14 protein-coding genes are annotated in these 14,209 nt (G+C 71.4%); 11 read left to right on the plus strand and 3 right to left on the minus strand.

Translation table 11 applies throughout. The features are described from left to right. The first annotated feature begins 8 nt into the window (after window positions 1-8). The 3 genes from DYI95_RS02015 to DYI95_RS02025 all read left to right on the plus strand — a co-directional run bounded on the left by DYI95_RS02015 (window position 9) and on the right by DYI95_RS02025 (window position 4,785). Window positions 9-1,268 (plus strand): glycosyltransferase family 2 protein, encoded by a 1,260-nt coding sequence (locus DYI95_RS02015; RefSeq protein WP_116901057.1) that lies wholly within the window; start codon window positions 9-11, stop codon window positions 1,266-1,268. Window positions 1,269-1,773: 505 nt separating this feature from the next. Beyond that, on the plus strand, window positions 1,774-2,439 hold the full coding sequence (locus DYI95_RS02020) for a hypothetical protein (RefSeq protein WP_116901056.1): 666 nt from the start codon (window positions 1,774-1,776) through the stop codon (window positions 2,437-2,439). A gap of 222 nt (window positions 2,440-2,661) precedes the next feature. Next, entirely contained in the window at window positions 2,662-4,785 is a 2,124-nt protein-coding gene (locus DYI95_RS02025; protein ID WP_243149798.1) for an ABC transporter ATP-binding protein, read from the plus strand. Window positions 4,786-5,021: 236 nt separating this feature from the next. Here the strand turns inward: DYI95_RS02025 and DYI95_RS11935 are convergent, their stop codons facing one another. Next, window positions 5,022-5,327 carry an SRPBCC domain-containing protein gene (locus DYI95_RS11935; protein WP_203530678.1) on the minus strand — a complete coding sequence of 102 codons (306 nt, stop codon included), beginning with the start codon at window positions 5,325-5,327 and terminating at the stop codon, window positions 5,022-5,024. 181 nt (window positions 5,328-5,508) lie between these two features. On the opposite strand from DYI95_RS11935, the gene DYI95_RS02035 reads away from it, so the two are divergent. From DYI95_RS02035 to DYI95_RS02055, 5 genes are all read left to right on the plus strand, one after another. Beyond that, complete coding sequence (locus DYI95_RS02035; protein ID WP_116901054.1) at window positions 5,509-5,979, plus strand: thioesterase family protein; 471 nt, start codon at window positions 5,509-5,511, stop codon at window positions 5,977-5,979. Then, the gene (locus DYI95_RS02040; RefSeq protein WP_006904382.1) at window positions 5,976-6,374 is read left to right on the plus strand and encodes a hypothetical protein; all 399 of its coding nucleotides are present in this window, start codon (window positions 5,976-5,978) and stop codon (window positions 6,372-6,374) included. The genes DYI95_RS02035 and DYI95_RS02040 overlap by 4 nt, the downstream gene beginning before the upstream one ends. A 78-nt stretch (window positions 6,375-6,452) precedes the next feature. After that, complete coding sequence (locus DYI95_RS02045) at window positions 6,453-7,310, plus strand: class II fructose-1,6-bisphosphate aldolase (protein WP_116901053.1); 858 nt, start codon at window positions 6,453-6,455, stop codon at window positions 7,308-7,310. Window positions 7,311-7,556: 246 nt separating this feature from the next. Beyond that, window positions 7,557-8,543: a class II fructose-bisphosphatase gene (gene glpX / locus DYI95_RS02050; RefSeq protein WP_116901052.1), complete on the plus strand. Its 987-nt coding sequence runs from the start codon at window positions 7,557-7,559 to the stop codon at window positions 8,541-8,543. A gap of 241 nt (window positions 8,544-8,784) precedes the next feature. Further along, window positions 8,785-9,348, plus strand: coding sequence for a GAF domain-containing protein (locus DYI95_RS02055; RefSeq protein ID WP_116901051.1), 564 nt, complete (start codon window positions 8,785-8,787; stop codon window positions 9,346-9,348). Between the two features lie 5 nt (window positions 9,349-9,353). Here DYI95_RS02055 and DYI95_RS02060 read toward each other — a convergent pair whose 3' ends face one another. Both DYI95_RS02060 and DYI95_RS02065 read right to left on the minus strand, forming a co-directional pair. Next, a complete protein-coding gene (locus tag DYI95_RS02060) occupies window positions 9,354-10,232 on the minus strand; it encodes a response regulator transcription factor (RefSeq protein ID WP_147308128.1) in 879 nt (292 codons plus the stop codon). Beyond that, on the minus strand, window positions 10,213-11,241 hold the full coding sequence (locus DYI95_RS02065; RefSeq protein ID WP_116901049.1) for a sensor histidine kinase: 1,029 nt from the start codon (window positions 11,239-11,241) through the stop codon (window positions 10,213-10,215). Before DYI95_RS02065 ends, DYI95_RS02060 begins: the two co-directional genes overlap by 20 nt. Before the next feature lie 190 nt (window positions 11,242-11,431). Between DYI95_RS02065 and DYI95_RS02070 the strand changes: the two genes are divergently transcribed. The 3 genes from DYI95_RS02070 (at window position 11,432) to DYI95_RS02080 (ending at window position 13,695) form a co-directional block, all read left to right on the plus strand. Then, the gene (locus tag DYI95_RS02070; protein WP_116901048.1) at window positions 11,432-12,439 is read left to right on the plus strand and encodes a DUF4198 domain-containing protein; all 1,008 of its coding nucleotides are present in this window, start codon (window positions 11,432-11,434) and stop codon (window positions 12,437-12,439) included. Between the two features lie 224 nt (window positions 12,440-12,663). Continuing rightward, complete coding sequence (locus DYI95_RS02075; RefSeq protein ID WP_158556075.1) at window positions 12,664-13,122, plus strand: copper resistance CopC family protein; 459 nt, start codon at window positions 12,664-12,666, stop codon at window positions 13,120-13,122. A gap of 57 nt (window positions 13,123-13,179) precedes the next feature. Continuing rightward, window positions 13,180-13,695 carry a type 1 glutamine amidotransferase domain-containing protein gene (locus DYI95_RS02080; RefSeq protein ID WP_243149799.1) on the plus strand — a complete coding sequence of 172 codons (516 nt, stop codon included), beginning with the start codon at window positions 13,180-13,182 and terminating at the stop codon, window positions 13,693-13,695. The last annotated feature ends 514 nt before the right edge of the window (window positions 13,696-14,209 follow it).

Raw genomic sequence — 14,209 nt, forward strand, 5'->3', positions numbered from 1 at the left:
GGAGAACCGTGACGTACCTGGATCCGGCGGCCACGGTGATCGGCACGCCGGCCTGGCCTCTGTGGCTCCTGCGCGGCCTGGAAGCGGCCGTGGTCTTCGTGGTGGTCTACAACCTGGCCGTGTACCTCGGGGGGCTGCGCAATCCCCGCCCGGTTCCCCGCACCGCGCCGCGAGCGCGGTTTGCGGTGCTGATCCCCGCCCACAACGAGGAGGCCGTGATCGGTCCCCTGATTGAAAGCCTGTGGCGCCAGGAGTACCCGCGCCACCTCTATGACGTCTTCGTCATCGCGGACAACTGCACCGACGGGACGGCCGCCGCCGCCCGGGCCGCGGGGGCCCGCGTGTGGCAGCGCTTCGACGACCGCCGGCGGGGCAAGCAGTACGCCGTGGCCTACGCCCTGGAGCGCATCGCCAGCCTGGGCCGGCGCTACGACGCCGTGGTGATGTTCGACGCCGACAACCTGGTGCAGCCCAACTTCCTGCAGGTGATGAACGACCACCTGGCGGCGGGCGAGAAGATCATCCAGGCCTACGTGGACGCCAAGAACCCCGACGACAGCTGGGTGGCCGCGGCCTTCGCCTTCAGCTTCTGGATGAGCAACCGCTGGCGGCTGCAGGCGCGGCACAACTGGGGCCTGTGCGGCGCCCTGGCCGGCACGGGCATGTGCATCGCCTGGGAAGTGCTGGAGCGGGTGGGCTGGGATGTGAACACCCTGACGGAAGACCTGGAGTTCTCCGCCAAGGCGCTGCTGCACGGCTACGTGACCACCTTCGCCCGGGAGACCCGGATCTACGACGAAAAGGTGACGGGGTTCGTGGCCTCCTGCCGCCAGCGGGTGCGCTGGGCCCGGGGGAACGTCCAGGTCATGCTGATCCACGCGCCCCGGCTGCTGTGGGCCGGCCTGCGCCAGCTGGATCCGGTGAAGTTCGAGTTCGTCTTCGACCTGACGCGGCCGCTGCACCTGGTGGTGACGGCGGTAGCCTCGCTGCTCAACCTGGTGGCTGGGCCGGCCCTAGCTCAGTGGGGCTGGGTCCCCCTGCCCGAGTGGCCTGTGCGCCTGACGGCGCTCTTTGCCCTGGTGGGACCGCTGCTGGTGCTGGTGCTGGACCGGCTGCCGCTGCGGCCGTACCGCTTCATCCCCCTGCTGCCGCTGTTCCAGTACTCCTGGATTGCCCTGGTGCTGTGGGCGCTGCTCACCCCGCGGAACCGGCAGTGGGTGCCCACGGTCCACACCCGGGCGGTGCGGCTGGGGGAGCTGTCCCGTTGACGGGCGTGGCGTGAAGCTCCGCCCGCGCAGATCCCACCCTGCGTGCCGCCCCCGGGGGACGGCGGGGGAGCCCTCCCAGTACCGGGGGCAGTGCGTTCCCTCGAGGCCCGCTGGAGGTGTGCAGGGGGCTCCCACGGGATTGGACCCGAAGCGATCGCTCAGCGGTGAGGAAACGTTGAAGGGCGCCCCCGGTGGGGCGCCCTTCAACGTCCCGGCGGAGTGCCTGCCGGCGCCCCGGGGGAGTGCATCTCGCCGTCCCGGCGGGTACCAGGGATGTCCGGGAGCGGGGGACCGGGCAGGGAGAAGTCCCCGCCCGCGGCGCAGGAGGACATCCGGATTGGGCGGGGAAGGGAGTGGGGCCTGGGTTTCGAAGGAAGGAATCCAGGGCCACCCAGACCGGGTAAGCGGCAGGCCCGTCCGGGGGCGGTACCCGGCGGAGCCGGGGTGCCGGCCAGGTGCGGCACCCGGTGACAGCGCACTGCTTCTGTGCGGGGAGGATCATCCCGTGAAACGCACCCGCCGTCGGACGAGCGCAGCCCTCGCATGGGGACTTTTCCTGGCGGCCATCGCCCTGGCGGCGGCTGCCTGCGGGGCGCCTCCACTGGAACCGGAACCTGTGACCCTGTATGACGTGGAAGGCTGGCCTCCCTTCGACCGCTTCCTGCCGGCGGCGGAACTGGCCGGCGATGTGCGCGTCACCGCCCGGGTGACCGTGAGGCCGGTGACCCGCCCGGGGCCCGATCCCCGGAACCCCTCGCACCAGGTGCCGTGGCGGGATGTCCATTTCGAGGTCCGGATCGAACCGGCCGGCGGCCGGGCGCTGCGAGGGGTGGTGGCGGGCGTGCGGCTCAACGAGGCGCTGGCGCCCTGGATCCCTTCGGGCCTGCTGGTCTTTGGCAGCGATATGCATGCGCCCCTTGACGTGGGTCCCGGTACCGAATCGCCCGGGCTTCTGGTGTCGCGGGTCACCGGCGTGCCGGACCCCTCCGTGCTGTCCGGGGAGGAGCGGCGCGCCCTCCGGGCGGCCCTCCAGACCCCGATGTGGTTGAAGCTCACCTGGGACGGGTATCCCCGTTACATCCGCCTGGAACCGGGCGAGGACATCCAGTACCAGGGGCTTGAGGTCTTCGGTGAGACTGGAGCCTCCGGCCCGGGTGCGGGGAACCGGTGAGGGTGCCCGGGCGGGTGGCCGGGCCGGTGCCGGCGCCCGGCGCCTGGCGCCGCCGGGGCGCCCGGCGATGCGCCCCGGGCTTCCGGGCCGCGTTACAATAGGCTCATCATGAACCGCTGGAACCGCCGCCGTTCTTCCTCGTCCGGTGCCGCCCCTTCCCCGGCCGGTGCCACTCCCGGTTCCGGAGCGGCCCGCTCCGGTCAGGGAACCGGGCTGCCCGGGGTGAGCGACGGCGCCGCGGAGCCCTCTGGCACCGCCGGTACCGCCGGCACCGGCCGGAAGGAACCGGGAGCCGGTGCCTGGGCCGCCTATCGCCAGCTGCTGCGTCCCTTCCGCACCCAGGCCGTGCTGGCCGTCGCCCTCCTTCTGGCCCGGTCCGGGCTCGATCTAGGCATCCCCCAGATCTTCCGCTGGCTTCTCGACGTGGCCATCCCCGCCGGCGACCTGCGGCGCCTTGCCATGGGGGCGCTGGTGGCCCTGGCCCTGGTGGGGACGCGGGCCGCCGTGCACTATGCCGCCGTCTACGTCTCCTTCGACCTGACCCAGCGGGTGGTGCACGACCTGCGGGTGCGCCTCTACCGCCACATCCTGTCCCTTCCCCTGGCCTTCTTCCACCGGGAGCGGCAGGGGGCCGTGGTCGCCCGCCTGACCACCGACATCGGCGCCGTGGAACGGTTCGTCCAGGCGGTGTTCGCCCGGCTGGCCGGCGAGTTCGGCGGCGTGCTGGCGGTGGTGGCGACGGTGGTGGCCCTGCAGCCGGCCCTGGGGCTGGGGCTGGTCCTTCTGCTGCCCCTGGCGGGAGCCTGGTTCTACCTGCAGACCGTGCGGATCCGCAGCCTCAGCCGGGAGATCCAGGCCCAGGCGGGCCGCATCGGGGCCGCGGCCACCGAGGCGGTGGGCGCCATCGCCACGGTCAAGGCGTTTGGCGGTGAAACCCGCGAGGCCGGGCGGCTGGCGGCGGCCAGCCAGCGTTACCGTGCCCTCAACATGGCGCGGCGCCGGTTTATCGGGCGGATGGAGAGCGGTGCCGACCTGATGGGCAACCTGGGCCTGCTGCTGCTGTTCTTCGCCGGCGGTTACCTGGCCATCGCGGGCCGGCTGAGCCCCGGCAGCCTGGCGGCCCTGGTCCTTTACGTGCGGATGATGCTGGCGCCCGTCAGGAGCCTGGTCAACTTCCACCTGATCCTGCAGGAGGGCGTGGCGGCCATGGAGCGGGTCCAGGAGATCCTGCAGTTGCCCGCCGAGGGGGTACTGCCTGCCGGCGGCACCCGGGAAGCAGCGGCCAGCGGGGGGCCGGACCGCCCGCTGCCGCCGGCGGCGGGCGGCGTGGTCCGGGAGGGCGCCGACCAGGATGGCCGGGGGGCCGTAGCCGTACCGGCGATCTCCGGAACCCACCCGTCACGTCCCGCGGGGGGGCCCGCGTTCCCCCAGGGGGCGCCGCGGCCTCCCGGGGGACCAGGGGCGCCCGGGGGAGGTGGCGGCGCCGGGGCCGGTGGGGCGGAGGCCCGGACATGGCCCGAGGCGGCTGTGCGGCCCGCCCGGCCATCGCCCGCGGGGGCGGCCCTGGAGCTGGCCGGCGTCTGGTTCCGCTACCGGCCCGGCGACCCGCCGGTGCTGCGGGGCGTGAACCTGCGGGTCGAACCCGGCGAGCGCATCGCCCTAGTGGGGCCGTCGGGAGCGGGGAAGACAACCCTGCTGCACCTGATCCCCCGATTCTACGACCCCGAGCAGGGGGCCGTCTTGCTGAACGGCCGGGACGTGCGCCGGTTCGACCTGGCCGAGCTCCGCCGCCAGGTGGCCTGGGTGATGCAGGACCCGGTGCTCTTTTCCGGCACGGTGGCGGACAACATCGCCTACGGCTGCCCCGGCGCCAGCCGCGCCGCCATCCAGCGGGCCGCCGAGCTGGCCAACGCGGCCGCCTTCATCGCCGCCCTGCCCCAGGGCTATGACACCCCGGTGGGGGAGCGGGGCGTGCGCCTTTCCGGGGGCCAGCGGCAACGGATCGCCATCGCCCGGGCCCTTTTGCGCCGGCCGCGGCTCCTGCTGCTGGATGAGGCGACCTCCTTCCAGGATGCCGAGTCGGAGGAACGGATCCACCAGGCCCTCGACCTGCTGGAGGCCGGAGGCTGCACCAGCATCGTGGTGGCCCACCGGCTCTCCACCGCCCTGCGGGCCGACCGCATCGTGGTGCTGGACGGCGGCCGGGTGGTGGAAACCGGTACCCACGCCCAGCTCATCGCCCGGGGCGGCCTCTACGCCCGCCTGTACCGCACCTTCTTCAGCCCCCGCGGCCCCGGCCAACCGCGGCCGGGCCTTCCGGCCGGAGGGACAGGCACGGGAGACTAGCCGGGGATCCGGCGGGCGGCCGGGGCGACGGCCCGGGTTTCCTCCGGGATCCCGGGGCCCCCTCCGCCGGCGGGGCGGGGGATCCGGCGGGCGACCGGGGTGACGGCCCCGGTTCTGCCTCGACCAGATCCCGGAGCCGGGGCAGGACCGTGGATTTCCACCCCTCGTCCATCTGCGCCCGGATGGTCTCGTGGGTCCACCCGGTCTCGGAGGCGACCTTGCCCGCGACCCAGCCGTCATGGGTCAGGGTGACGCGGGTGCTCCCCCTCCTGGGGCTCGAGCTCCAGGGTGACCTCCCAGTCGCCGCCCCAGCGAAAGGCGAGCCGGTGGGGCGGTTCCACCACCGTGACCCGGCAGGGAACGGGGCCGAAGGGGGTCTGGAGGGTAAAGGGATGGCCGGCTTCGGCCTTGAGGTCGTTCGGCATCAGCCATGCCGACAAGCCCTCCGCCGTTGCCACGGCCTGCCAGACCCGCTCCACCGGGGCCTGGACGGCGATGGAGTGGCGGATGGGGGGCAACGGAACCGCTCGGGTCTCGTCCATGGGCTCGACCTCCTCGCTGGGGTGGGCTGCCCTCGGCAGCCCGCACGGCGGGAAGTAGGCCACCGGCGCCGGCCTGTCAAGGCAAGCCGGCCTGACAAGGTGAGGTGGCCTGTCAAGGCACGGCGGACTGCCCCAGGGTGGCCCGGCCCGGCAAGGTGATATGGTGGACGTGTAGGAGGCGATGGCCTTGGCCCGCTGGACCCTGCGCCTGCGGGTACGCTACGGCGAGACGGACCGCATGGGCCGAGCGTACTACGCGCGCTACTTCGACTGGTTTACCGACGGGCGCACCGAGCTGATCCGCCGCCTGGGCCTCTCGTACCGCCGCCTGGAGGACGAGGGGGTGTTCCTCCCGGTCCTGGAGGCGGCCTGCCGCTACCTGCGCCCGGTGGATTACGACGACGAGCTGGAGCTGGACGTGGAGCTGGTGCGCCTGACGCCCACCCGCATGGACTTTGTCTACCGGCTGCGGGCGGCCGGCAGCGCCCAGGTGGTCGCCGAAGGCGAGACCCGCCACGCCTTCATCGACACCCGGGGCCGGCCCATCAACCTGCGCAAGGCCCGGCCCGAGGTCTGGGCCCAGCTGGAGGGCTTGCAGCTCGAGGTGCCGGTGGAAGCCGGCAGGCCGGGCGGGGGGGACGACGGCCGGTGAGCAGCCGGCAGCGCCTGGCCCAGGCATTGGAACGGGTGGCTGCGGCGGACCCGGCCCTGGCCGGGATCGCCGGTCGCCTGGGCCCCCTGCTGGACCTGCTGGATGCCGTCGACGCGGGGGCCACCCTGGACGTCTGGATCGAGTTCGGGGGCGGGCACGCGGTGATTGCCGACGTGGCCTCGGAGGCCCGGGAGCTGGTCTGGGATGCGGCCGGGCCGGGTCTGGGCTTCGAGGGGGCGGCCGGGGAGCTGGTGCTCCTGCTCCACCACATCCAGCAGGTGCGGCGGGAGCACGCCACCGGAGGGGTGCGGGTGCTGCTGGCCACCGGGGAGGCGCTTTGGTTCCGGGCCGTGCGGCCGGGCCACAGCGGGCTGTCCCGGCCGTTGCAGGCCTGAGGACCGCTTTCCCCGGACGGAAGTTTCTTGCTATCGTGGGAGCGGTGTGGACTACCCTCGCGCGAGGTGATTCCCGACATGCCGCTGGTCACCGGCATCGAGCTCCTGGAAGACGCCCGCAAGCGGGACTACGCCGTGGGCGCCTTCAACGTCAACAACATGGAGATCATCCAGGCCATCATTGCCGCCGCCGAGGAGGAGCGCTCGCCTGTGATCCTCCAGGCCAGCCAGGGTGCCATCAAGTACGCGGGCATCCGCTACATCCGCGCCCTGGTGATGGCGGCGGCGGAAGAGGCCCGGGTGCCCATCTGCCTGCACCTGGACCACGGCCCCAGCTTCGAGCAGGTGATGGAGTGCCTGCGCTACGGATTCACCTCGGTGATGTTCGACGGATCCCACCTGCCCTATGAGGAGAACGTGCGCCTGACGGCCAAGGCCGTGGAGGCCGCCCACGCCGTGGGCGTCTCCGTGGAGGGCGAGCTGGGCAAGATCGGCGGGGTAGAGGAAGAGATCCGCGTCGAGGACTGGGACGTGGTGCTGACCGATCCCGAGGTGGTGCCCGATTTCGTCCAGCGCACCGGGGTCGACTACCTGGCGGTGGCCATCGGCACCAAGCACGGCTTCTACAAGGGCGAACCCAAGCTGGACTTTGACCGCCTGGCCCGGATCCACCAGCTGATGCCGGACCTCCCGCTGGTGCTCCACGGCGGCAGCGGCATCCCGGAGGAGCACATCCGCCGGGCCATCCCCCTGGGGGTCCGGAAGATCAACATCGACACCGAACTGCGGGCCGCCTTCGTCGGGCGGGCCCGCGAGATCATGGCGGAAAAGCCGCAGGAGATCGACCCACGCAAGATCCTCGGCCCCGCCCGGGAGGCCATGAAGGAAAAGGTCAAGGAGAAGATGCGCCTCTTCGGCTCCTCGGGTAAGGCGTGAGCGGGCATGGGCGGGCGGGGGTGCCGGGCGACGTCGCGGGGGCCGGTTCGTCCGGAAGAACCGGCCCCCGCTTGCATGCGAGGCACCGCAGGCGGCGAGCCGGGGACGGCAAGGGCGGGCCCGCCCGGCTGGAGCCGGATCAGGGGCCGGATCCCTACCTGGCCCATCAGCCCGCCGGCCGGGCGGCGGGCGAGTCCGGTACCGGGCCGGCACCATGACCGGAGCTGGAGAGTGGAGGAATCGGGGATGGAACGCGAACTAACGCTCGAGCTGGTGCGGGTGACGGAGGCCGCGGCGCTGGCCGCCGCCCGCTGGATGGGCCGCGGTGACAAGGAGGCCGCCGACGGCGCCGCCGTCGACGCCATGCGGGCCGTGTTCGACACCGTGGACATCCGCGGGACGGTGGTCATCGGCGAGGGGGAGATGGACGAGGCACCGATGCTGTACATCGGCGAGCAGGTGGGGAGCGGCCAGGGCCCGGAGGTCGACGTGGCCGTCGACCCCCTGGAAGGCACCAACCTGGTGGCCAAGGGGCTGCCCGGGGCCATCGCGGTCCTGGCCGTGGCGCCGCGGGGCTGCCTGCTCCACGCCCCCGACATGTACATGGAGAAGATCGCCGTCGGCCCGGCGGCGGCCGGCGCCATCGACATCGAGCGGCCCATCGAGGAGAATCTGGAGGCCGTGGCCCGGGCCCTGGGCAAGCGGGTGCAGGACGTGACGGTGATCCTGCTCGACCGGCCGCGCCACGCCGACCTGGTGGCCCGCATCCGGCGGGCGGGCGCCCGCATCCGCATGATCTCCGACGGCGACGTGTCGGCCGCCATCGCCACCGCCCTGGAGGGAACCGGCATCGACCTCATGGTCGGCATCGGCGGCGCCCCCGAGGGGGTGCTGGCGGCGGCCGCCCTGTACTGCCTCGGCGGCGAGCTGCAGGGGCGCCTCTGGCCCGAAGACGAGGAGGACCGCGAGCGCATGCGGGCCATGGGGATCGACGAGGCCCGAGTGCTGCGCATCGAGGACCTGGTCCGAGGCGAAGACGTGATCTTCGCCGCCACGGGCATCACCAGCGGCGAGATGCTGCGGGGGGTCCAGTTCACCAGCCGCGGCGTGTACACCCACTCGGTGGCCATGCGTTACCGGACCGGGACGGTGCGCTTCGTCGAGGCGTGGCACCGGCTCGAGCGCAAGCCCGTCATCGGGCCCATGGTGAGCGGGAGCGGGGCGGACACCTGACCGCGGGCGCCGGGGATGGGGTGTGCGCCGGCGGGCCGAGGCGGCGGGTCGAGCCAGCGGGTCCAGCCGGCGGGGCCGGTCCCAGCGGCGCAATCCGGTGCCGGGTCCAGACTTATCGCTGGGGTGCGACGACGCGGCGCTGCCCGCCGGGGCGCCGAGCACCCGCCATCACGCGTTCCGCAAGGATCCATATTCCGCTCTGGCTGGAGAAGCGGCCACGGGCATAGGCGAGGTGGTTCGGATGGCAAATGTTGAACGGGACGAACCGGCTGCTGCGGGCCGGGACGAACGGGTGGCTGAGGAGGCGGCCCTTGAGGCCCGGCGGGCCCGTACGTTGGCCTGGCTGCGGGAGCAGGCAGACCGAGGGCGTGGCTTCCGGGACCTGGCGCAGGCCCTGTGCACCCACCTGTACCGGGAGTACCCTCACTACTCGTGGGTGGGCGTCTACATGATCGAGGACGACCGGCTGAGGCTCTGGGCCTGGGACGGTCCCCAGCCCACCCAGCACGTGGAGATCCCCCTGAACGCGGGTCTCTGCGGCTGGGCCGCCTCGACGGGCCAGCTGGCCAACGTGCCCGACGTGCGCCAGGACCCGCGGTACCTGCAGTGCTTTCTGTCCTGCCAGTCGGAGATCGTCGTGCCCATCGCCCGGGACGGGAAGGTCTACGGGGAGATCGACATCGACAGCGACCGGCTGGCCGCCTTCGGCGTGGGCGACGAGCGCTTCCTGCAGGAGGTCTGTGCGATCCTGGCGGAACGGGCGGCTGCGGACGCGGAGGTGGAGGCCGGGAGGACAGAAACGTAATGTCCTCACCGGAAACGGACGGTCCGCCGGGGTTCGGGGTGGGTATCCCATCCCGGCGCATCTGGTCGTTCGCTCCATGCAATTCGGGGTCCCGGCTCTGTTGCGGTGCGGATGACCAGATGCTCGGCGAGGCGGCGTGTCAGGTCGGCGCGGTTCCGAGCACCGGTCTTGGCCAGGATACGTTTGACGTGGTTGTGGACCGTGTGTTCTGAGAGCACCAACTGCTGAGCGATCTCGCGGTTGGTGAGACCACGCGCGACGAGGGCCGCGACCTGCCACTCCCGGCCCGTCAGGGCGCCCCTCGCCCAAGATCCACCGTGCCGGGACGGGGTTGCGGCATGCACCGTCACATCGGTTGCCGGAGAACCCCGGTTTGGATCGGCAGGCTCGGCGGCCATGGCGACGGTAGCGTTCCGCCGTAGGGCGGCGTTCTGCTGTGTCGTGGACGAGGCCTCGAGCGGGCGATCGTCACGCCCCACGGCGTGCAGAAGGGTGTGGGCGGTTTGGGCGGAGATCGGAACCCGATCGGTGGCCAGTTCTTGGAGAGACGCAAGCAGCGCCTCGGGGGCCAGGCCCTTGACCAGATACCCCTGGGCTCCGCTGCGGATGGCCTCCCAGAACTCCTCCGGGCGGCGGTGCACGGTGAGGATGATAACCCGCACCTCCGGATGACGGCGGCGGATCCACCGGGTGGCCAGGAGGCCGTCACACCGGGGCATGGCGAGGTCCATCAGCACCAGGTCGGGTTGTAGCAGGTTGACCGCGCGGATCGCTTCATAGCCGTCGGCTGCCTCACCGACTACGGTCCAGCCTGGCAGGCGTCCCAAGAGGCGGCGCAACGCAGCCCGGGTCATGGGGTGGTCGTCAGCGATCAAAATTCGCACCGTACAGCCCTCCCCGGTACGGGTTGGCAGGGATCCGCAGTTCGATCTGCGTTCCGCGACCGGGACGCGAACGCACTTCAAGGTGGCCTCCTACACGCTCCGCCCGCTCCTGCATCAAGGATAGGCCTAGCCCGCCGGTGTCCCGTCCCGGGTCGAACCCGCGCCCTGAGTCGGCGATTGTCAAGCACCAGAACCGCTCCCGGGAACCGGGACCAGGGCGGCGAAGACTGGCCTCGACCCGAGCCTGCCGCGTGTCCGCGTGTTTGGCCACGTTGCGCAGTGCCTCGGCGACGATGGCCAGCGCGTCGCTGGCGGCGTGGGGTGGCGGTGTGGGCAAGCCGTCACCGCGCCCATTTTGCCCCGCCACCTGCACGTCGAGATCGAGTTCGTTCGCAATGCGGCGTAAGGCGTCCCAAAATGAGGGGACGCCCGTTGCGGCGGTGCCTTCGTGCAACCCGTGCAGTGCATGGCGCACGGCGCCATACGCCGCATCGACCTCAGACCGGACGGCCCCCAGGCGCCGGCGCAGTGCCTCGAGATCGGGTACGATGTCCTTCGCCCTTCCATTGAAGCCTTTCGATGCCCCGGAGACCATCGGGCCGCCGGAGGAGGTGGGGCGGACCGGTTCCATCTGGCTGCGACCCGATTCCTCCCGTAGAGGCACCGATCCGAGGGCGCGGACGAGTTCGTCCAGCTCGACACCGATCCAGAACAGGCGCTGGGCCACGTCGTCGTGAAGGGCGGCCACCAGGCGATCGCGCTCATGGCGCCGCGCGGCCTCTGCTTCGACCTGCCGTAACCGATGGTATAGGGCGTCAGCCTTGGCGGCCACGGCCCAACTGCACACACTCGCGGCCAAGCCGGTCGCCAAGGCTCCCAGGAGGTTCCCCGCGTGGGCGTGCGGCACGGGCTCGAACCAGCTGTGTCGCACGGTCTCGAACAAGGCCGTGGCCACGGCCGGTACCCCCGCCAGGATCCAGCGCCAGTGCCGCGGGTTCATCCAACCCATTCGCCTCACCTCATGGAGGGAGGGGCGCGTCCTCCTCCCGGCTCGCCTTCCAGTTTACCGCCCAATCCCCGGTAACCAAGAAAATGACCCGTTTGGGTCATTGCCGCGGCGGCGTGAGCGGGCTCGAATGGGAAGGGGGTGCGCGTGAAGACGGTCGTCCGCTAAGACGGTCGTCAAGGAGGATCCCACCATGGAGAAGGAGGTTGGCGCCATGGGTCGCCACCCGGGGCCACGTCGGCCGGCTGGCGGTGCCCGCAGCACTCGCATCTGGCTGCCCTCGCGACCGCAGCTCCTGATGACCATAGCCGCTGCCACGCTTGTCTTGACCACGGCAGTTCCAGCCACGGCCCACGACCGCTGGGTCCAACCCTATTCCCCAGTGGTGACCAGTGGCCAGGTGGCCTATTTCGACATCATGCTCGGCAACCACAGCAACGAGCATCGGAGCTACCGGCTGGCCGGAAAACCAGGGCGCGAAGGGCTTGACGTCTTGGTGATCGGTCCCGATGGCCAGCGGACATCCTTGAACGACACGCTGTTCGACACGGGCGAGGCCGATGATACGCCCCCTGCCGGTCCCAAGGGCTACCTCTGCGGCTCGTTCGTCCCCCAATCGGAGGGGACTTACATTGTTGCCGCAACAGCCGACGCAGTGTTGCAACACGGTGATGAACCGCCGTTCCGCAGCCTGTCCCTAGCCAAGACCGTGGTCATGGCGGCCAGTTCCTTGCCGGCAACCGCTTCGAACGTGGAGGGCTACGATCGGCCGGTGGCGGACGACCGGCTGGAGATCGTCCCCAAGGTGAATCCGGCGGCTTTGTTCCCCGGCGAGGAGGTCCGGCTGCAGATCCTGCTCAAAGGCGAGCCCCTGTCGGGCCAGAAGGTCGCCGTAATACGGCGCAGCACCTCGGAGTTCAAGGAATACGAGACCGACAGCCAAGGGATGATCCGCTTCCCCGCCGGTGAACCGGACTACTACCTTGTCCGTCTTGAATACGACAGCCCCCAGGAGAAGCAGACCGGGCAGTACGAGAAGACGACCTACGAAGCAACCTTCACGTATGCGGTGCAGCGCCCGGCGGCGGGTAAGGTTGGCGGCCAGCGTGCAGCGGACAGAGTCCCTGGATGGGCGTGGCTTGTCGCGGGTGGCTTGCTAGGCGTGGCGGGAAGCGCCATCGGCGGCCGGTGGCGCCGCTAGGCTCCCCTGTGGAGCATCCGTCGAGCCGGCCGGGTCGTGGGACCTGGCAGGAGGTTCGGGTCATGGGCAGAGGTGCGAAGGCTGCTATGGGAAAGATGCCTCGGGATGGAGTGGGAGGCTTCGGGAGCGCAGTTGGTCGGGTCGCAACGGCGGCGCTGTCCGTGCTCGTTCTACTGGGCGTTGTCGGTAGCTGGGCGCGGCCGGTGGGCGCGCATGCCTTCGCTGTGGCGTCGTTTCCCAAGGAGAACGAGCGGCTGACCGAGGCGCCCGAGACCCTGTGGGTGCGTTTCACCGAACCCATCGAAACCGGTGTGAGCACCCTGCGACTGCTCGATGCGGCTGGTCAGGAGGTGGCCGGCACGCGCCAGTCGGCGGAGGGCGACCGGGGACTGCGACTCAGCGTCCCCCCACTGGCTCCCGGTGACTACACGCTGGAGTGGAAGGTGCTGGCTCAGGACGGGCACGTCACCCAAGGGACCATTCGGTTTTCCGTGGCGGGCGCCGGCGGACCGGAGGCTCGGCAGCCGGCGTCTCCAGCCCCAGCTCCTGCCCCGCCCCCCGAGATCGGAGCGGCCCCCCGTTCGCCACGCGGGCCTGGTGCGTCGGTGGTGGCGATCGGCGCGGCGTCCCTCGGTGTCTTGGTGGCGGGGGTCGCCGTTGGCTTGGCGCGGCGTCGCCGCTGATGGGCCAGCTTGATTCCCGCCTCCGGTGAACCCACCATGAGAGCGGGGGTGGTAAGTGTGGCCAAGCGCATCGCCATCCTGGTCGACGACATGTACGAGGACCTTGAGCTCTGGTACCCCTACTATCGCCTGCTGGAGGCGGGTCATCAGGTCGACCTGATCGGCAGCGAGCGGGAGCGGGCCTACACTAGCAAGCACCACTACCCGGCCAAGGCGGTGAAGTCCATCGCCGAGGTCCGGCCGGAAGACTACGACGGCGTGGTGATCCCCGGCGGCTACGCGCCGGATAAGATGCGCCGGGACGAGCGGATGGTCCGGTTCGTCCGGGAGATTCACGATCAGGGCAAGCTGGTGGCGGCCATCTGCCATGCCGGCTGGATGCTGGTCTCGGCCGACGTGCTGCGCGGCCGGCGGGCCACCAGCGTCCGGGCCATTCGCGACGATATGCGCAACGCCGGCTGCGAGTGGGTGGACGAGCCCGTGGTGGTCGACGGGAACCTGGTGACCTCGCGGACGCCCGACGACCTGCCGGCCTACATGAAGGCGATCCTGGCCAAGCTGGGTGAGGGGTAAGGCCGGCCCGCCCGGCCGCGGCTGTGACCGGGTGGGCCGGCTGTGGTAGACCCGGGAGGCGGGGCCGGGAAAAAAGGAGAGGGTGCAGCGGCTGCCAGGGCCGCTGCACCTTTTCTTCTTCGCCGTCCTGCCGGCTCGCCAGAGGCACGGTCACCCGGGGCCGGAGGCAGCGGCCGGAGGCAGCCGGCCGGAGGCACCCCGTTCTCAAGGCACCCCTCTCGAGAGGCGCCGGCCCGAGGGACTGGCCAGAGGTCTGGCAAGGGGTACTGGCAAGGGGCACTGGCGGGGGGGCAATGCAAACTGGCGATTTGCCAACAGGAATTGCGCCCCTCGCGGGGAACTACGATCCCCAACCCGCAAGCCCCAGCACCGCACCCCCCTCGCGGGTCCACCCGCAGGTCCGGGGTCCATCCCCAGGTCCGGGGGCGGGGCGCCGGGGCGGGAGGAGCCGTGCAGGCCATGCAGGATTCCGCTCCGGGAACTTGCCGCGCAGCGGGCCCGCTTCCCCTACGGC

Source organism: Thermaerobacter sp. PB12/4term (assembly GCF_003403315.2).
Lineage (GTDB): Bacteria > Bacillota > Sulfobacillia > Thermaerobacterales > Thermaerobacteraceae > Thermaerobacter.

Coding starts and splice junctions, on each gene's coding strand:
- DYI95_RS11935 (WP_203530678.1), bottom strand. CDS start 5,327: ATGGACGAGACCCGAGCGGTTCCGTTGCCCCCCATCCGCCACTCCATC.
- DYI95_RS02035 (WP_116901054.1), top strand. CDS start 5,509: ATGGCCTTGGCCCGCTGGACCCTGCGCCTGCGGGTACGCTACGGCGAG.
- DYI95_RS02045 (WP_116901053.1), top strand. CDS start 6,453: ATGCCGCTGGTCACCGGCATCGAGCTCCTGGAAGACGCCCGCAAGCGG.
- glpX (WP_116901052.1), top strand. CDS start 7,557: ATGGAACGCGAACTAACGCTCGAGCTGGTGCGGGTGACGGAGGCCGCG.
- DYI95_RS02055 (WP_116901051.1), top strand. CDS start 8,785: ATGGCAAATGTTGAACGGGACGAACCGGCTGCTGCGGGCCGGGACGAA.
- DYI95_RS02065 (WP_116901049.1), bottom strand. CDS start 11,241: ATGGGTTGGATGAACCCGCGGCACTGGCGCTGGATCCTGGCGGGGGTA.
- DYI95_RS02070 (WP_116901048.1), top strand. CDS start 11,432: ATGGAGAAGGAGGTTGGCGCCATGGGTCGCCACCCGGGGCCACGTCGG.